This window comes from Mycolicibacter senuensis (assembly GCF_002101885.1).
GTDB lineage: Bacteria > Actinomycetota > Actinomycetes > Mycobacteriales > Mycobacteriaceae > Mycobacterium > Mycobacterium senuense.
In genome coordinates this window covers 39,168-57,895 of the sequence record NZ_LQPS01000016.1, presented here as the reverse complement: position 1 = coordinate 57,895, position 18,728 = coordinate 39,168, and the positions used below count along the sequence as shown (strand labels likewise).

Annotated in this window: 14 protein-coding genes and 1 tRNA gene; 10 read left to right on the top strand and 5 right to left on the bottom strand. The window is 70.0% G+C overall.

Annotated features, from left to right (window positions below):
• Positions 1 to 13: 13 nt before the first annotated feature.
• Both selA and AWC24_RS02735 read right to left on the bottom strand, forming a co-directional pair.
• Positions 14 to 1,312, bottom strand: a complete 1,299-nt coding sequence (gene selA, locus AWC24_RS02740; protein WP_085081955.1) for an L-seryl-tRNA(Sec) selenium transferase — start codon at positions 1,310 to 1,312, stop codon at positions 14 to 16.
• A 16-nt stretch (positions 1,313 to 1,328) separates the two neighbouring features.
• Positions 1,329 to 1,423: transfer RNA gene (locus tag AWC24_RS02735), tRNA-Sec, on the bottom strand.
• 36 nt (positions 1,424 to 1,459) lie between these two features.
• Here AWC24_RS02735 and selD point away from each other — a divergent pair.
• Complete coding sequence (gene selD / locus AWC24_RS02730; protein ID WP_085081954.1) at positions 1,460 to 2,437, top strand: selenide, water dikinase SelD; 978 nt, start codon at positions 1,460 to 1,462, stop codon at positions 2,435 to 2,437.
• Entirely contained in the window at positions 2,434 to 2,646 is a 213-nt protein-coding gene (locus tag AWC24_RS02725) for a hypervirulence associated TUDOR domain-containing protein (RefSeq protein ID WP_085081953.1), read from the top strand. The genes selD and AWC24_RS02725 overlap by 4 nt, the downstream gene beginning before the upstream one ends.
• A gap of 6 nt (positions 2,647 to 2,652) precedes the next feature.
• Here the strand turns inward: AWC24_RS02725 and nrfD are convergent, their stop codons facing one another.
• From nrfD to fdh, 3 genes are read right to left on the bottom strand one after another with little or no spacing between them, the layout of a single operon-like run.
• Positions 2,653 to 3,702 carry an NrfD/PsrC family molybdoenzyme membrane anchor subunit gene (gene nrfD, locus AWC24_RS02720; protein WP_085081952.1) on the bottom strand — a complete coding sequence of 350 codons (1,050 nt, stop codon included), beginning with the start codon at positions 3,700 to 3,702 and terminating at the stop codon, positions 2,653 to 2,655.
• Positions 3,699 to 4,664, bottom strand: a complete 966-nt coding sequence (locus AWC24_RS02715; protein ID WP_085081951.1) for a 4Fe-4S dicluster domain-containing protein — start codon at positions 4,662 to 4,664, stop codon at positions 3,699 to 3,701. Before AWC24_RS02715 ends, nrfD begins: the two co-directional genes overlap by 4 nt.
• Entirely contained in the window at positions 4,664 to 7,954 is a 3,291-nt protein-coding gene (fdh, locus tag AWC24_RS02710) for a formate dehydrogenase (protein ID WP_163705504.1), read from the bottom strand. The genes AWC24_RS02715 and fdh overlap by 1 nt, the downstream gene beginning before the upstream one ends.
• Positions 7,955 to 8,042: 88 nt before the next feature.
• Here fdh and fdhD point away from each other — a divergent pair, with 88 nt between their 5' ends.
• From fdhD to AWC24_RS02665, 8 genes are all read left to right on the top strand, one after another.
• Positions 8,043 to 8,867 (top strand): formate dehydrogenase accessory sulfurtransferase FdhD, encoded by an 825-nt coding sequence (gene fdhD, locus AWC24_RS02700; RefSeq protein ID WP_085081948.1) that lies wholly within the window; start codon positions 8,043 to 8,045, stop codon positions 8,865 to 8,867.
• A gap of 234 nt (positions 8,868 to 9,101) precedes the next feature.
• Positions 9,102 to 9,395 (top strand): hypothetical protein, encoded by a 294-nt coding sequence (locus AWC24_RS02695; RefSeq protein WP_041316776.1) that lies wholly within the window; start codon positions 9,102 to 9,104, stop codon positions 9,393 to 9,395.
• A 14-nt stretch (positions 9,396 to 9,409) separates the two neighbouring features.
• A complete protein-coding gene (locus AWC24_RS02690) occupies positions 9,410 to 9,697 on the top strand; it encodes a WXG100 family type VII secretion target (RefSeq protein ID WP_085082049.1) in 288 nt (95 codons plus the stop codon).
• 87 nt (positions 9,698 to 9,784) lie between these two features.
• Entirely contained in the window at positions 9,785 to 10,684 is a 900-nt protein-coding gene (locus tag AWC24_RS02685) for a class I SAM-dependent methyltransferase (RefSeq protein WP_085081947.1), read from the top strand.
• Positions 10,685 to 10,950: 266 nt separating this feature from the next.
• Complete coding sequence (eccA, locus tag AWC24_RS02680; protein ID WP_085081946.1) at positions 10,951 to 12,783, top strand: type VII secretion AAA-ATPase EccA; 1,833 nt, start codon at positions 10,951 to 10,953, stop codon at positions 12,781 to 12,783.
• Positions 12,780 to 14,411: a type VII secretion protein EccB gene (gene eccB / locus AWC24_RS02675; RefSeq protein ID WP_085081945.1), complete on the top strand. Its 1,632-nt coding sequence runs from the start codon at positions 12,780 to 12,782 to the stop codon at positions 14,409 to 14,411. Before eccA ends, eccB begins: the two co-directional genes overlap by 4 nt.
• A complete protein-coding gene (gene eccCa, locus AWC24_RS02670; RefSeq protein ID WP_085081944.1) occupies positions 14,408 to 18,388 on the top strand; it encodes a type VII secretion protein EccCa in 3,981 nt (1,326 codons plus the stop codon). Before eccB ends, eccCa begins: the two co-directional genes overlap by 4 nt.
• 28 nt (positions 18,389 to 18,416) lie before the next feature.
• Entirely contained in the window at positions 18,417 to 18,728 is a 312-nt protein-coding gene (locus AWC24_RS02665) for a PE family protein (protein WP_085081943.1), read from the top strand.

Below are 18,728 nucleotides of genomic sequence, written 5' to 3'. Positions count from 1 at the left end.
GGCCAGATCACGGTTACTCCAGCGCCGCGCGTACCGCGGCCAACAGCCGCTCGTCGTCGGCGTCGGGAATGCAGCGCAGGTCGAGCAGGCAGGCGCCGTCGTGCACCCGGGGCAGTACCGCGGGATCGCCGGCGCGCAGCCGGGCGGCGGCTGTCTCCGGCAGTCGCACCGCCCAGCCGGGCAGCGGAACGCCGGGAGCTCCGCCGCCGCCGACCCGCCCGTCGTGCGGAACGGTCTCGGCGCCAACAGCATCCGCCAGTTGATCCGCGCGGCGCCGCAGCGATTCGGCATCGGCGTGCAACGCCCGGGTCACCGGCGGTAGGCCACCGACCACGGTGGCCTCGAGCGCGGCCAGTGCGAGTTTGTCGGCCCGCACCGCCCGGGCCAGCGGATGACGGGCCAGCCGCGTGACGATCTCGCTGCGACCCAACACCAGCCCGGCCTGCGGTCCGCCGAGCAGTTTGTCCCCGCTGGCGGTCACCAGGTCGGCGCCGGCGGCCAGCGCGGTCGCCGCATCCGGTTCGTCGGGCAGCAGCGCGTCGGCAGCGAGCAGTCCGCTGCCCAGATCGGCCAACAGGGCCACACCGTGTTGGTCGGCCAAGCCCCGCAGTTCGCGCAGCCCGACCGCCGCGGTGAACCCCTGTACGGCGAAGTTGCTGGGATGCACCTTGAGAATGCAGCCGGTCCGCGGTCCCAGCGCCTCGGCGTAGTCGGGCAGGTGGGTGCGGTTGGTGGTGCCGACCTCGCGCAGCACCGCGCCGGTGGAGGCGATCAGATCCGGCAGCCGGAACCCGGCGCCGATCTCGATCAGCTCGCCGCGGCTGACGATCACTTCCTTGCCCGCGGCCAGCGTGGTGGTGGCCAGTACCAGCGCAGCGGCGCCGTTGTTGACCACCAGTGCGTCCTCGGCCGCCGGACACGCCGCCAGCAGCGCGGCACGCGCGGCGCGGCCGCGTTTGGACCGGGTTCCGGTTTCCAGGTCCAACTCGACGTCGACATAACCGGCGGCGGCCACCAGCGCCTCGACTGCGGCCGCCGATAGTGGAGCTCGGCCCAGGTTGGTGTGGATCACCACCCCGGTGGCGTTGAGCACCGGCCGCAGCGTGGTTCCAGCACGAGACGAAAGACGGTCCAGCACCGCTGATTCCACCTGCTCCGGCACCAGTTCACCGCGTCGCGCCCGGTCTTGGAGGTCGCGCACCACCGCTCGGATGGCGTGCTCGCCGAGCCGGGTGGCCGCCTGGCGCACCGCGGGCAGCGCCAGCAATGCATCGGTGCGGGGAATGGCGCGACGCGGATCGACCTGGCTCACAGCCCCTCCTGTCCGGTGGCGGAGGCGGACGGGAATCGAACCCGCCAGACCGAGCTGCTCGGCCTCACCGGTTTTGAAGACCGGGGAGCCCACCAGGACCCAGACGCCTCCGCTGATCAACCTAGCCGGTCTGGCTAGCCTGAAACGATGACCATCCGGCTCACCGGCTACGCGCACGGCGGCGGCTGCGCCTGCAAGATCCCGCCCGGCGAACTCGAGGACGCGGTGCGCGGACTGACCGGGCAGGCGCACGACCGGGTGCTGGTCGGGCTCGACGACGGCGACGACGCGGCCGCGGTGCTGGTGCGCGACGACCTCGCGGTGTTGTCCACCGCGGACTTCTTCACCCCGGTCGTCGACGACGCCTACGACTGGGGGCGGATCGCCGCCGCCAACGCGCTCTCGGACATCTACGCCATGGGTGGCACCCCGGTGGTCGCGATCAACCTGGTGGGCTGGCCGCGGGAGACGCTGCCGATGGAGCTGATGACCGAGGTGCTGCGCGGCGGGCTGGCCGTCGCCGAACAGGCGGGGTGCCCGGTGATCGGCGGGCACTCCATCGACGACCCGGAACCCAAGTACGGCATGGCTGTCACCGGGGTGGCCCACCCGAAGAAGTTGCTGCGCAACGACTCCGCCGCACCCGGGCTTCCGCTGACACTGACCAAGCCGATCGGGGTCGGACTGCTCAACAACCGGCATAAGAGCACCGGGGAGGTCTCCGGCGAAGCCGTCGAGCTGATGACCCGGCTCAACCGCGACGCGGCACGCGAAGCGGTGGAAGCGGGGCTCCGGGCCGCCACCGACGTCACCGGATTCGGGCTGCTGGGCCACCTCTACAAGATGTGCCGGGCCTCCGGAGTGGGCGCGGTGATCGATCGCGGCGCGGTCCCGGCGATCGCCGGTGCCGCCGAGGCGCTGCGCGACGGCTTCGTCTCCGGCGGCACCCGGCGCAACCTGGACTGGGTGCGCCCGCAGTTGCACCCCGGCCCCGGCATCACCGAGGACGACCTGCTGCTGCTGGCCGACGCCCAGACCTCCGGCGGCCTGCTGATTGCCGGAGAGCTTCCCGGGTACCCGGTGATCGGACATACCGTTGCCGGAACAGGGATCGAGGTGCGATGAGCAAGTTCAAGGTCGGCGACCACGTGCGATGGAACTCCGAGGCCGGGCACGTGAGCGGCAAGATCACCAAAGTCCACACCAAAGACACCGAATACAAGGGGCACAGCCGGCGCGCGAGCCCCGACGAACCGCAGTACGAGATCAAGAGCGACAAGAGCGACCACATCGCCATGCACAAGGGCTCGGCGCTGCACAAGCTCGACGACTGACTCGTCTCACCCCGCAGTGGTGATCGAATCCCCGGTGATACCGGCTGCCCGCCGCGCCGCCAGGCGACGTTTCTGCGGTTCGATGGTGTAGCGCGGATCCTTCGCCGACTCGATGCCGGCCTCGAACACCCCCAACCGGGTCAGCGCAGAGGCGCCCAGCAGCGCCAGCCCGGACAGCGCCGCCACCCCGCGGTTCCGCCCGCCCAGCAGCGTCCCGACACCGCCGGCGATCGCCAGGCCTTCACTGCACCGCAGCATCAGCCCGGCCCGGCCCTGCCGCAGCGGCTCGGCGGTGATCGGGTCCATCCGGTGCTCCATCGCCCGTGTCGCGATCACGTCACCGATGACCCCGAGCACCGCCAAACGTCGTGCCGGTCCGGCTTCGGTCACCGGCGTGGTCAGCATCGCCAGGCCACCGGAGGCCAGGCTCGCCGAGCTGACGAACACGAACGGCAGGTCGCGATGGGCGCCGTGCCAGGTCGGGGTGGCGGTGTCGCCCAGCAGCACCGCGGTGTAGACGGCCAGCGGCGCGGCGAACACCGCAGCCTCCAAACCGGCCGGTCCCTCGGCCACCCGCAGCACCGACCGCAGTGGGCCCAGCGGCAGCCGCTCACCGGTCATGCGATCGACCTCGGCGGCCGCAGCCACCCCGGCGCCCGCGCCGAAGCCCGACAGGATCCAGGAGCCCAGGCTCATCGGAGAGGTCAGTTTGATGGTGCGCAGCATGTTGACGAAGCGTTCGGGGCGACCGAGGTCGCTGATCAGCGCCGCCGCGCTCAACGCGATCGCCACCAGCGCCGCCAGCCGCGAGTTGCGGCGCAACACTTTCCGGCCGGTGAGCTGGGCGCCGGCGGCCAGGATGCCGGACCCGCCGGCCAGGCCGCCGAGGAACAGGTACGCGGCGATCTCGTGGGTCCACGGCGCGGGCTTGACCACCGGGCGCCCGTAGTACGAGGTGAACTGCACGTCGGGCACCATCGGCATCTCGCGGCCGCCGTCGCCGCCGCCTCGGCGCCGACGCTTGCCGCGGCGCGAACCATCCGCAACCGTGCTCATGAACGTCCACCCAGGAATGCGACGGCAGCAGCTGCCAGCATCCCGGCGGCGGCCAACCCCGACCGCTTGAACATCGCCGGCAGGTCCGCCGTGCCGACCCGCGGGTCCGGTGGCAGGCCGTAGACCTCCGGTTCGTCGAGCAACAGGAAGACCGATCCGGTGCCGCCGACGCCGTCGTGCTCGTTGGCACCGTAGAGCCGGGCCTCGGTGCGGCCCTGCGCGTGCAGCCGGGCCACCCGCTCGCGGGCGTCGGCCACCAGCTCGTCGTGGTCGCCGAACTTGATCGATTCGGTCGGGCAGGTCTTGGCGCAGGCCGGGGTCTCGCCGTCGACCAGCCGGTCGTAGCACATGGTGCACTTCTGGGCGATCCCGGCGTCGGGCCCGCCCGGAGCGGCGCCGCGGACGGACTTCGGCGCCGCGGTACCGTCGGTGCGGCGCTCGATCACCCCGAACGGGCAGGCCGGCACGCAGTTTCCGCAGCCGTTGCAGACGTCGTCCTGCACCACCACGGTGCCGAACTCGGTGCGGAACAGCGAGCCCGTCGGGCAGACGTCCAGGCATCCGGCATGCGTGCAGTGCTTGCAGACGTCCGACGACATCAGCCAGCGGAACTGGTCGGTGTCCGGCGGCGCGATATCCGGTGCTGCGCCAGGCATTTTCGGCATGCCCAGATCGATCAGCCGTCGGCCCGACTCGCGAGCCTCCGCGATGGCGTCGGCGCCCTGTTCGATGAACGCGACGTGCCGCCAGGTGTTGGCGCCCAGCGAGCCGGTGTTGTCATAGGAGGACCCGAGCAGCTTCAGGTCGCCATCGGCCGGGTTGTGGTTCCACTCCTTGCAGGCCACCTCGCAGGCCTTGCAGCCGATGCAGATCGAGGTGTCGGTGAGAAAGCCCTTGCGCCGGTGCCGCGGTGACCAGCCGGCGTCGGCAGCGGGGTCGGTCGGTCCGGACAGTTGGCCCATCAGTCCCGCCTTTCCGGGTCGATAGCGGTGTTGCCGGTCTCCGGTGTTGCCCCGGAACGGCTTTGGTATTCGGCGATCAGGCGCAGCAGCTCCGCGCCGTGCGGTCGCCGGCCCGGCCGGATGTCACAGGAACCGGCCTTGGACTCCTGGATCTGCACGTTCGGGTCCAGGGTCACCCCGAGCAGGTCATTGGCGGCGTCCCCGCTCACCACGGCGTCGCCGCCCACACCCCAGTGGTACGGCAGGCCGATCTGATGCACGGTGTGTCCGCCGACGACCAGCGGTGTCATCCTGTCGGTCACCAGCACGCGGGCCTCGATCGCCGCCCGCGGCGAGATGATGGTCGCCCAGCCGTAGTTCTGCAGGCCCCGTTCGGCGGCCAGTGCGGGGGAGACCTCGCAGAACATCTCCGGCTGCAACTCGGCCAGATACGGCAGCCAGCGGCTCATCCCGCCCGCGGTGTGGTGCTCGGTGAGGCGGTAGGTGGTGAACACGTACGGGTACACCTCCGCGCCCGGTTCGCCGGCGCTGGGGGCCGACAGATTGTCCTTGCGCGGGAACGTGATTCGGGCGGGGTTGCGTTGCTGGCGATACACCGCGTTGGCGATCGGCGACTCCTGCGGTTCGTAGTGGGTCGGCAGCGGGCCGTCCACCACGCCCTTGGGCGCGAACAGCCAGCCCTTGCCGTCGGACTGCATCACGAACGGGTCGTCACCGGCCAACGCGTCCGGACCACCCGACGCCGGATCCGGCCGGGCGCCCGGAGCGCGGTCGACCACGAAGTCGGGTACGTCATCGCCGGTCCAGCGGCCGGCTTGCGCATCCCACCAGATGTAGCGTTTTCGTTCACTCCACGGCACCCCGTCCGGGTCGGCCGACGCCCGGTTGTACAGGATCCGCCGGTCGGCCGGCCAGGCCCAGCCCCACTGCGACTGGCTGCGGCCGGGCCCGCCGTGCGGCGCCCGCCGGGCGGCCTGGTTGACGCCGTGGGCGTACACACCGGAGTAGATCCAGCAGCCGGCGGACGTGGTGCCGTCGGCGCGCAGTTCGGTGAAGCCCGAGACGCACCGGCCGGCATCGGGACCGGACAACTGCTGGCCGTTGATCTCGGCCAGCACGGCCTCGGGATCCGGGCCGCCGTGCTCGTCGACGGGGTAGTCCCAGACCAGATCCAGCAGCGGCCGGTCGGCCGGATCGGTCGACCCGGCCAGCTTGGCGCGAATGCGGTTGCCCAGCTCGACGAAGAACTCCAGCTCGCTGATGCAGTCTCCAGGCGGGGCGACGGCCTGATGGCGCCATTGCAGCAGCCGCTGGGTCTGGGTGAACGTCCCGGCTTTCTCGACGTGACCGGCAGCCGGCAGGAAGAACACCTCGGTCTCGATGTCCTCGGTGCGCAGCTCGCCGGAGGCGATCTCGGGACCGTCCTTCCACCAGGTGGCCGACTCGATCAGGTTCAGGTCGCGCACCACCAGCCACTTCAGGTGCGCCATGCCCAACCGCTGTTGGCGGCCGTTGGCCGAACCGACCGCCGGGTTCTGGCCGAGCAGGAAGTAGCCCTCCACTTCGTCGGCCAGCATGCCGGTCACGGTCTGATAGGTGCCGTGTGCTCCGGTCAGCCGGGGCAGGTAGTCAAACGCCCAGTCGTTGTCGGCGGTCGCGGCGTCCCCCCACCACGCCTTGAGCAGGCTGACCAGGTAGGCGTCGGCGTCGGCCCAGAAACCCTTCTGGCTCTTCGACCCGACTCGGTCCAGGTACGCACCGAGGGTGTCGTCGCGGCCGGCCGTGGGCATCGGCAGATAGCCGGGCAGCATGTCGTAGAGGGTCGGGATGTCGGTGGAGCCCTGAATGCTGGCGTGCCCACGCAGCGCCATGATGCCGCCGCCCGGCCGGCCCACGTTGCCCAGCAGCAGCTGCAGGATCGCTGCGGTGCGGATGTATTGGGCGCCGAGGGTGTGCTGCGTCCAGCCCACCGCGTAGGCGAAGCAGGTGGTGCGTTCCCGCCCCGAGTTGGTTGTGACGGCGCGCGCCAGGTAGTCGAACAGCTCGGGGTCGATGCCGCAGACGTCGCGGACCATCTCAGGCGTGTAGCGCGCGTAGTGCCGCTTGAGGATCTGGAAGACGGTCCGAGGGTGCTGCAGGGTCTCGTCGCGGTGCACCCGGGCGTGGTCGAGCGGCGGGCCGGCGGCGCCGAGCGTCTCACCGGCCGAGCGCGCCGACGCGCTGCTGCCGTGCTCATGGCCGCCGCCGGGCGAGCCGATGTCGTGCTCGCCGGCGTCCCGGCTCTGATACGCCCAGCTCGACGGGTCGTACTGCCGGGTCTCCGGGTCGAACCCGGAGAACAGTCCGCCCAGGTCCTCGGTGTCGCGGAAGTCTTCACGGACCAGTGTCGCGGCGTTGGTGTAGGCGAGCACGTACTCACCGAACCACAGGTCGTTGGAGAGCACGTGGTTGATCAGGGCACCCAGCAGCACCACGTCGGAGCCGGCCCGGATCGGAATGTGCTTGTCGCACACCGCCGAGGTGCGGGTGAACCGCGGGTCGACGTGGATCACGGTGGCGCCGCGGGCCCGGGCCTCCTCCACCCACTGGAAACCCACCGGATGGCACTCGGCCATGTTGGAGCCCTGGATGACGATGCAGTCGGCATTCGCCATGTCTTGCAGGGTTTGCGTCGCGCCACCGCGACCGAAGGAGGCTCCCAGACCGGGAACCGTGGCGGAGTGTCAAATACGAGCTTGGTTGTCGATCTGTATCGCGCCGGCGGCGGTGAAGAGTTTCTTGATGACGTAGTTCTCTTCGTTGTCCAGGGTGGCGCCGCCCAGCGAGGCGATCCCCATGGTTCGCCGCAGCGGCCGGCCGTCGGCGTCGTGGTCCTGCCATTTGTCGCGCCGGGAGGCGATGAACCGGTCGGCCACCATGTCGATCGCGGTGTCCAGTTCCAGTGGCTGCCAGTCGCGGGCGCGGGGCGCCCGGTAGAGCACGGTGATCTGCCGGCCCGGGGAGTTGACCAGTTGTTCACTCGCCGCGCCCTTGGGGCACAGCCGGCCGCGCGAGATCGGCGAGTCCGGATCGCCCTCGATCTGCACGACCTTCTCGTCCTTGACGAAGACGCGCTGCCCGCAGCCGACCGCGCAGTAGGGGCAGACGCTCTGCACCACCCGGTCGGCGGTCGCGGTTCGCGGCGCGGTGGCGCGGGTGCGTTCGGAGGTGACCGCCGGCCCGCGGCCGAACACGTCACCGGTGCGCAGTTGCCGGATCACCGGCCACTCCAGGAATTTTCGCTGAACCATTCCTGCAGCGTAGTCCCGCTGCGCTCGAGTCACGCGCCGTTACGGGGCAACCGGCACGCACATGAACCACAGCCGGGATGATGGAGTGATGAGCCGGATAACGCAGCGTCGACGGGTCAGCCACCTGGCCGCCGGAGACGCGACGCAGCGACCCGAGACGCTGGCGGTGGAGGAACCGCTGGAGATCCGGTTGGGCGGCGTTCCGCTCACGGTCACCATGCGCACCCCCGGATCCGATATCGAGCTGGCGCAGGGTTTTCTGCTCACCGAAGGGATCATCGCCGGTCGTGACGACGTGCTGACCGCGCGCTACTGCGCCCGCCCGGACGGAACCAACACCTACAACGTGCTGGATGTGACGTTGGCGCCGCACGTCCGGCCGCCCGAGGTCGACATCACCCGCAACTTCTACACCACCTCGTCGTGTGGCATCTGCGGCAAGGCCTCGCTGGAAGCGGTGCGGCTCGCCAGCCGATACGGCCCCGGCGACGACCCGGTCCGCGTCACCGCCGAAGCGGTGACCGCGATGCCGGATCAGTTGCGGGCCGCACAGGACGTCTTCGCCACCACCGGCGGTTTGCACGCCGCGGCGCTGTTCGACGTCGGTGAGGGCGGGGTGATGCGGGTGGTTCGCGAGGACGTCGGCCGGCACAACGCAGTGGACAAGGTGATCGGCTGGGCACTCGAACACGGCCGGGTACCGCTGGCCGGGTACGTGCTGCTGGTCAGTGGGCGCGCGTCGTTCGAGCTCACCCAGAAGGCGGTGATGGCCGGGATACCGGTGTTGGCGGCGCTGTCGGCGCCGTCGTCGCTGGCCGTGGACCTGGCCACCGAATCCGGACTGACCCTGGTGGCCTTCCTGCGCGGTGACTCGATGAACGTCTACAGCCGGGCCGACCGCATCATCGGCTGAACGCCGGCCGGGCGCCATTCCATCTGCCGCAATCGCGGATATATACGGGGCTTGCACGTCGTATCTCCTGTCAGTTTCCCGACGATAGATCCGCAAGTATTGACTCGGAGTGCTCGGCCGGGCGTACCGTCGGAGGGTGCCGTGGCGGCGCTGTTGCGGCGAATAGTTCGCGGTGCCCGGGAACCGCACCGGTGCGCCACGCGACTAACCGGTAGAGCAGAAGGGAGTGCGGCGATGAGTATGTTGGATGCCCATATTCCGCAGTTGGTGGCCTCGGAGTCTGCGTTTGGGGCCAAGGCGGCGTTGATGCGGTCGACGATGGCGCAGGCGGAGCAGGCGGCGTTGTCGGCGCAGGCGTTTCATGTCGGTGAGGCGGCGGCGGCGTTTCAGGGGTCGCATGCGCGGTTTGTGGCGATGGCGGCGCGGGTGAATGCGTTGCTGGATATGGCGCAGGTGAATCTGGCTGATGCGGGTTCGACGTATGTTGCTGCCGATGCGGCGGCGGCGTCGGGTTACACCGGGGTTTAGAAGGGGTTTGTGTGATGTCGCAGATTATGTACAACTACCCGGCGATGTTGGCGCATGCCGGGGAGATGAATAGCTATGCGGGTGCGTTGCAGGCGGTGGGTGCGGATATCGCCAGTGAGCAGGCGGCGTTGCAGGCGGCGTGGCAGGGCGATACGGGGATGACGTATCAGGCCTGGCAGGTGCAGTGGAATCAGGTGATGGAGGAGTTGGTGCGGGCCTATCACGCGATGGCGACCACGCATGAGACCAACACGATGATGATGAACGCCCGCGACACCGCCGAAGCCGCCAAGTGGGGGTGACGGCGCGACAAACCTGCGTGGTTCACGCCGCGACCAGCGGGGATCGCGCGCCGACCACTCCGGCGTAGGGTCACTGGAATGCCTTTAATGCGTAGTGACGGCGACAGTTGGGACATCACCACGAGTGTCGGTTCGACCGCCTTGTTCGTGGCCACGGCGAGGGCCTTGGAAGCCCGCAAGCCCGATCCATTGGCGGTCGACCCCTATGCCGAGTTGTTCTGCCGGACGTCCGGCGGCGACTGGGCGGCGGTGCTCGCGGGCGACCTGCCCGACCATGATCTGCTGACCAGCGATTTCGGGGAGCACTTCGTCAACTTCCAGGGTGCGCGCACCCACTACTTCGACGACTACTTCCGCCGCGTCGCCGAGGCGGGCGTGCGGCAGGTGGTGATCTTGGCGGCCGGGCTGGACTCCCGCGCCTACCGGTTGGACTGGCCGGATCAGACGACCATCTTCGAGTTGGACCAGCCCCAGGTGCTGGCTTTCAAGGGCTACGTCCTCTCCCAACGCGGCATCCGGGCCGGCGCGGAGCGGCGCGAGGTCGCCGTCGACCTGCGGGAGGACTGGCCGCAGGCGCTCCGCGACGCCGGCTTCGACCCGACCCAACCCTCGGCGTGGATCGCCGAGGGGCTGTTGATCTACCTTCCGGCCGACGCACAAGAGCAGCTGTTCGCCGGCATCGACAGCCTGGCGGCTCCCGGCAGCCACGTCGCGGTCGAGGACGGCACCCCGCTGCCGGACGAGGTGTTCCAAGCCGCGGTGCAGGCCGAAGTCGCCGCCGGTGACGACGGCCGTGTCTTCCACCAACTCGTCTACAACGAGCGCTGCGCGCCGGCCGATCAGTGGTTCGGCGAGCGGGGCTGGACCGCGGCCGCCACGCCGCTGGCGGATTACCTGCGCGACCTGGGCCGCCCCGTACCGGGTCCGGACAGCGAAGCCGGCCCGATGGTGGCGCGGAACTCGCTGGTGCGGGCGGTCAAAAGGTAGGGGCCTTCAGTGACGTCAGCCACTGTCGTCAACAGGCCCCGAATGGGGTAACGTTCCAGCAATCGAAAATCATTTTCAATAAGGAGTCGGGCTATGAGTCGGGTCGTTGTCGGTGCTCCCGTGGCGGGTCTACCTGCCGTAGGAGCGTGGAATGCGGTGATGCAGGCCACTCGGCGATGGTCCGAACCGACCTCGACAGTTAGCTTATGCAATGCTAACTTCAGCCGAGTCAGCTTGGGGAATTTTGGTGAAGGGGCGAGCCACGCATGAACAACGGTGACGCGGCTCTGTTGGCGCCGCAGCCCCGGATCGACGAGGAGACCCTGAGCCGGTTCGCCACCTGCTGCCGTGCCCTGGGCATCCCCGTTTACCAGCGGCAACGTCCGGCCGACCTGGCCGCCGCCCGCACCGGTTTCGCCGCTCTGACCCGGGTTGCGCACGAACAGTGCGACGCCTGGACCGGCCTTGCCGCTGCCGGCGACCAGTCCCCGCGGGTGCTGGCCGTCGTCTCGCAGACCGCGGCGAGCGCCGGGGCGCTGCAACGCCGACTGGACCTGCCGCAGGGCGCGCTGGGTTTCCACTACGACACCGGGCTGTACCTGAAGCTGCGCGCCACCGAGGCCGACGACTTCCACCTCGCCCACGCCGCCCAGCTGGCGATGGCCGGCCGCTGCGGGGAGGCCAACGAGCTGGTCGCCGCGATCACCGCGCGGCGCCCGAACTGGAACGACGCGCGCTGGATGGCGATCGCGGTGAACCACCACGCGGGACGGTGGTCGGACATGGTCAAGCTGCTGACCCCGATCGTCAACGACCCCGACCGCGACGAGCTGTTCAGCCACGCCGCCAAGATCGCGCTGGGCATCGCCCTGGCCCGGCTGGGCATGTACGCCCCGGCATTGTCCTACCTGGAGGAGCCCGACGGCCCGATCGCCGTCGCGGCCACCGACGGGGCACTGGCCAAGGGACTGATCCTGCGGGCGCAGGGCGAGGACGAGACGGCCGAGGAGGTGTTGCAGGACCTCTACGCCGCCAACCCGGAGAACGAGCAGGCCCAACAGGCCCTGCTGGACACCAGCTTCGGGATCGTCACGACCACGGCGGCGCGGATCGAGGCGCGCACCGACCCCTGGGACCCCGAGACCGAGCCGAGCGCCGAGGACTTCGTCGACCCCGCCGCCCACGAGCGCAAGGCCGAGCTGCTGGCCGAGGCCGAACGTGAACTCGGCGAGTTCATCGGCCTGTCCGAGGTCAAGAACCAGGTCCAGCGGCTCAAGAGCTCGGTCGCCATGGAGGTGGTGCGCAAGCAGCACGGACTGGCCGTCGGCCAACGCACCCACCACCTGGTGTTCGCCGGGCCGCCCGGGACCGGCAAGACCACCATCGCCCGCGTGGTGGCGAAGATCTACTGCGGCCTGGGGCTGCTGAAGAAAGAGAACATCAAAGAGGTGCACCGTGCCGACCTGATCGGTCAGCACATCGGTGAGACCGAGGCCAAGACCAACGCGATCATCGACAGTGCGCTGGACGGGGTGCTGTTCCTCGACGAGGCCTACGCCCTGGTGGCCACCGGCGCCAAGAACGACTTCGGCCTGGTCGCCATCGACACGCTGCTGGCGCGGATGGAGAACGACCGCGACCGGCTGGTGGTGATCGTCGCCGGTTACCGCGCCGACCTGGACCGGTTCCTGGACACCAACGAAGGTCTGCGGTCGCGTTTCACCCGCAGCATCGACTTCCCGTCCTACCAGCCGCCGGAGCTGGTCGAGATCGCCTACAAGATGGCTGAACAGCGCGACAGTCGCTTCGAGGAGTCCGCGCTCGAGGAGATGCAGACATTGTTCGGCCAACTGGCCGAGGCGTCGCACCCCGACGCCAACGGGATCGCCCGGCGCAGCCTGGACATCGCCGGCAACGGCCGGTTCGTGCGAAACCTGGTCGAACGCTCGGAAGAGGAGCGCGAGTTCCGGCTCGACCACTCCGAGCAGTCCGGTACCGGGGTGTTCACCGATGAGGAGCTCATGACCATCACGACCGAAGACGTCCGTTACTCGGTGACGCCGTTGCTGCGTGGCCTGGGACTGGAGGCGAACGCGTGAGTGCCGCGCAGTCCGACCGGCCCGACGAGGACCGACGCTCCTTCGCGTCGCGCACCCCGGTCAACGAGAACCCGGACCGCGTGGAATACCGCCGCGGTTTCGTCACGAAGCACCAGGTCAGCGGCTGGCGCTTCGTGATGCGCCGGATCGCCTCGGGAGTGGCCCTGCACGACACCCGGATGCTGGTGGAGCCGCTGCGCTCACAGGCGCGCGCGGTGCTCATGGGTCTGCTGGTGCTGGCCACCGTCGCCGGCGGCTGCTTCGTGTTCACCCTGATCTGGCCCAACAGTGCAGCCGCCAACGACCCGGTGCTGGCGGACAAGTCGACCTCGGCGCTGTACGTACGGGTCGGGGAACAGCTGCACCCGGTGCTGAACCTGACCTCGGCGCGGTTGATCGCCGGCCGCCCGGTCAATCCGACCGCGGTGAAAAGTGCCGGGCTGGACAAGATCCCGCGCGGCAACCTGATCGGCATCCCCGGAGCTCCGGAACGGATGGTGCAGAACACCAGCCTCGACGCGGACTGGACGGTGTGCGACTCGGTGGCCGGCTCGGAAGCCGGGGTCACGGTGATCGGCGGACCGCTGGGCGACGGCGGCTCCCGGGCCGGCGCACTCGACGCGCACCAGGTGGTGCTGGCCGACAACGGTTCCGGGGCATGGCTGCTCTGGGACGGCAAACGCAGCCGGATCGACCTGGCCGACCGCGCCATCACCGGCGCGCTCGGGCTCGGTGAGAAGGGTGCCGCCGTTCCCACGCCGCGGTCGATCTCGACCGGCCTGTTCAACGTGATCCCGGAGGCGCCCCCGCTGAGTGCACCGATGATCCCCGGCGCCGGCGACAAGCCTTCGTTCGACCTGCCGGCGGGCGCGCCGGTGGGCGCGGTCGTGGCGGCGCACGCCCTGGAGGGCAACGAGCAGGGAACCCTGCGCTACTACGCGGTGCTGCCGGATGGCCTGCAGCCGATCTCCGGAGTGGTCGCCGCGGTGCTGCGCAACACCGACTCCCACGGGATGGACCGGCCGCCGCTGCTCGGCGCCGACGACGTCGCCCGGCTGCCGGTGTCGCACGCGCTGGACGTCTCCCGCTTCCCCGAGCGGCCGGTCAGTGTCATCGACGCGGTGCACGACCCGCTCACCTGCGCGCACTGGAGCCGGCCGGCCGGGGCCAGCACCAGCTCGCTGACGCTGCTGTCCGGCTCGTCGCTGCCACTGCGCGACGGTGTCCGCACCCTGGATCTGGTCGGCGCCGGCGTCGGCGGGACCGCCGCCCGGGTCGCGCTGGCACCGGGTACCGGCTACTTCGCCCAGAGCGTCAGCGCCGACCCGACCGGAGACCACTCGACGGGACCGCTGTTCTGGATCGCCGACACCGGGGTGCGCTACGGCGTCAACACCGAGAGCGGTCCGGGCGGCACGGAGAGTTCCGACGGTGACACCGTGGCTGCGCTGGGGCTGAGCCGGCCCGCAGTGCCCATCCCGTGGTCGGTGCTGTCGCAGTTCGCCCTCGGGCCCACGCTGTCGCGCGCCGACGCGTTGCTGGCCCACGACGGGCTGGCGCCGGATCAACGACCCGTTCGCCGCGCTACCACCGAGCTGGGTGCAACCAACGGGGGAGAGACCCGATGAGCCGTCTGATCTTCGAGGCCCACCGCCGGCTGCCGGCGCCGCCCACCGACAAGGGCACCATCACCATCGAGCCTCCGCCCGAGCTGCCGAGGATGGTGCCGGCGTCCTTCCTGCAGCGTGCGCTGCCGGTGGTGATCGTGATCCTGATCGTCGGCATGGTGATCGCGATGGTCGCCACCGGGATGCGGCTCATCTCCCCGGTGATGCTGTTCTTCCCGTTCGCCCTGCTGGTGGCGGCCGCGGGCATCTACCGCGGTGGCGACAAGAAGACCCGCACCGTCGAGGTCGACGCCGAGCGCGCCGACTACCTGCGTTACCTGTCGGTGGTCCGGGACAACATCCGGGGCTCGGCAGCCAAGCAGCGGGCAGCCGCGGAGTGGTCGCACCCCGACCCGTCGGATCTGGCCGCCGTGCCCGGCTCACGCCGGCAATGGGAGCGCGACCCGCACGACGAGGACTTCCTGGTGGTGCGCACCGGCCGTCATTCGGTCCCGCTGGCCAGCCCGGTGCGGGTCACCGACACCGCCGACGAGATCGACCTGGAACCGGTGTCGCACAGTGCTTTACGCAGTCTGCTCGACACCCAGCGCACGGTGCGCGACGTGCCGGTCGGGCTGGACCTGACGAAGGTTTCCCGCATCACCGTGCTCGGTGAGGGGGACACGGCCGCCGATGACGTGCGCGGCGCGTTGCGGGCCTGGATCGCCCAGGCCGTCACATGGCAGGACCCGACCATGCTGGGGGTGGCGCTGGCGTCGCCCGGTCTGGAGACCGCGGACTGGTCCTGGCTGAAGTGGCTGCCCCACATCGACATCCCCGGCTCCGTGGACGGCGTCGGCCCGGCCCGCTATCTGACGTCCAGCCCCGAGGAGTTGGCCGCCCTGCTGGCGCCGGCCCTGGCCGAACGCCCGGCGTTCACCGGGGGGCCGGCCGAGACGGCGCGGCACCTGCTGGTGATCATCGACGACCCCGATTTCGATGTGGCGGCATCGTCGCTGGGCGCGGCGCGTGCCGGGGTCACCATCGTGCAGCGCGGCAGCACCGCGCCGAACCGCGAGCAGTACTCCGACCCCGAGCGGCCGATCCTGCGCATCGCCGGGCAGGCCGACGGGGAAAACCGAGCGGTAGCCATCGACCGCTGGCAGACCGGCGGCTGGCAACGCCACGTGGATCAGGCCGATGCTTTGACCGCCGAGGAGGCCGCCCACCTGGCGCGGCGGCTGTCGCGCTGGGACTCCAACCCGACCCACGCCGGGTTGCGATCGGCCAGTACCCGCGGCGCCACCTTCACCACGATGCTGGGCATCCCCGACGCCTCGCGGCTGGACGTGGCCGCGCTGTGGGCGCCGCGGAACCGCGACGAGGAACTGCGGGTCCCGATCGGCGTCACCGCGACCGGCGAACCGCTGATCTTCGACCTCAAGGACGAGGCCGAGGGCGGCATGGGACCGCACGGCCTGATGATCGGCATGACCGGGTCCGGCAAATCCCAGACCCTGATGGCGATCCTGCTGTCGCTGCTGACGACGCACTCGGCGGATCGGCTGATCGTGATCTACGCCGACTTCAAGGGTGAGGCCGGCGCCGACATCTTCCGGCACTTCCCGCAGGTCGTCGCGGTCATCTCCAACATGGCCGAGAAGCGCTCGCTGGCCGACCGATTCGCCGACACGCTGCGTGGCGAGGTCGCCCGCCGCGAGTTGCTGCTGCGTGAGGCCGGCCGTCAGGTGCAGGGCAGTGCGTTCAACTCGGTGACCGAGTACGAGGCCGCGATCGCCGCGGGCCACGATCTGGCCCCGATCCCGACGCTGTTCATCGTCGCCGACGAGTTCACCCTGATGCTCGCCGACCACCCGGAGTACGCCGAGCTGTTCGACTACGTCGCCCGCAAGGGCCGCTCGTTCCGGATCCACATCCTGTTCGCCTCGCAGACCCTGGACGTCGGCAAGATCAAGGACATCGACAAGAACACCTCCTACCGGATCGGCCTGAAAGTGGCCAGCGCCAGCGTCTCTCGCCAGATCATCGGGGTGGAGGACGCCTACCACATCGAGTCCGGCAAGGAGCACAAGGGCGAGGGCTTCCTGGTGCCCGCCCCGGGTGCGGCGCCGATCAAGTTCCGCAGCACCTACGTCGACGGCATCTACGACCCGCCGCGGCAATCCAGAACCGTTGTGATGCACGCGATTCCGGAACCCAAGTTGTTCACCGCAGGGCCGGTGGCCTCGGGTGAGGAGACCACCGTGGTGGTCGAAGCCGACGACGAGACGCACGCCCCGCCACGCAAGTTGATCGCGACGATCGGCGACCAGCTGGCGCACTACGGCCCGCAGGCGCCGCAGCTGTGGCTGCCCCCGCTGGACGAGTCGATCCCGCTGGTCTCGGCGCTGGCCCGGGCCGGTGTCGGCGAGCGGCAGCTGCGCTGGCCGCTGGGCGAGATCGACAAGCCGTTCGACATGCGTCGCGATCCGCTGGTGTTCGACGCCCGCTCGGCCAGCGGCAACATGCTCATTCACGGCGGGCCCAAGTCCGGGAAGACGACTGCGCTGCAGACCTTCATCATGTCGGCGGCCAGCCTGCACTCACCGCGCGAGGTGACCTTCTACTGCCTGGACTACGGCGGCGGCCAACTGCGCGGGCTCGAGGACCTGGCGCATGTGGGCAGTGTCGCCTCCGGGCTGGAGCCCGAGCGGATCCGGCGCACCTTCGGCGAACTGGAGCAACTGCTCACCGCCCGCCAGCAGCGGGAGGCGTTCCGCGACGGCAGCATCGGTTCGCTCAACGACGGGTACGGCGAGGTCTTCCTGGTCATCGACAACCTGTACGCCTTCAGCCGGGACAACACCGACCAGTTCAACACCCGTAACCCGCTGCTGGCCAAGGTGACCGAGCTGGTCAACGTCGGCCTGGCCTACGGCATCCACGTGGTCGTCACGACCCCGAGTTGGCTCGAGGTGCCGCTGGCGATGCGCGACGGACTGGGCCTGCGCCTGGAACTGAAGCTGCACGACGCGCGCGACAGCAACGTGCGGGTGGCGGGGGCACTGACCCGGCCGGCCGAGGCGGTACCCGCCAACCAGCCGGGCCGCGGCCTGACGATGGCCGCCGAGCACTTCCTGATCGCCGAACCGGACCTGGGCCAGATCGCCGAGATCAACGCCCGCCACCCCGGTCTGGCCGCACCGCCGGTGCGTCTGCTGCCGACGAACCTGGCCCCGGAAGAGGTCGGGACGCTGTGGCCGGGCCCGGAGCGGATCGTGATCGGTCAGCGCGAAGAGGACCTGGCTGCGGTGGAACTCGACTTCACCGCCAACCCGCTGGTGATGGTGCTCGGCGACAACAAGTCCGGCAAGACCACCCTGCTGCGGCACATCATCCGCACCGTGCGGGAGAACAGCACCGCCGAGCGGGTCGCGTTCACGGTGTTGGACCGCCGGCTGCACCTGGTCGACGAACCGCTGTTCGCCGACAACGAGTACACCGCCAACGTCGACCGGGTGATCCCGGCGATGCTGGGCCTGTCGGCGCTGATCGGCTCGCGCCGGCCGCCCGCCGGGCTGTCGGCGGCAGATCTCGCCGGATGGACCTATGAGGGACACACCCACTACCTGATCATCGACGACGTCGACGCCATCCCGGATTCCCCGGCGCTGACCGGTCCGTATGCGGGGCAACGGCCGTGGACCAACCTGATCGGCCTGCTGTCGCAGGCGCAGGACCTGGGGCTGCGGGTGATCGTGACCGGTCGGGCCACCGGGTCGGCGCACGCGCTGATGACCAACCCGCTGTTGCGGCGCCTCAACGACCTGCAGGCCACCACGCTGATGTTGTCGGGCAACCCGGCCGATTCCGGCAAGATCCGCGGGCAGCGGTTCGGCCGGTTGCCGGCGGGCCGGGCGATGCTGCTCGGCGACAGCGATGAACCCACCTACCTACAGCTGGTCAATCCATTGTTCAGCCAGAGCCTGACGCGCTGATGCGCATCGAAGGGAAGGAGAAACTGCCATGACGCTCAACGTGGTTCCCGAAGGACTCGCCGCCGCCAGTGCAGCGGTCGAGGCGTTGACCGCCCGGCTGGCGGCCGCACAGGCCAGTGCGGCCCCGCTGATCACCGCGGTGGTTCCGCCGGCGGCCGACCCGGTGTCGCTGCAGACCGCCGCCGGTTTCAGCGCCCAAGGCAATGAGCACGCCGCGGTGGCCGCCCAGGGCACCACCGAGCTCGGTCGCGCCGGCGTGGGCGTCGGTGAGTCCGGCGTCAACTACGCCGCCGGTGACGCGGCAGGTGCCTCGAGATACTTGATGGGGTCGCGCGGCTGA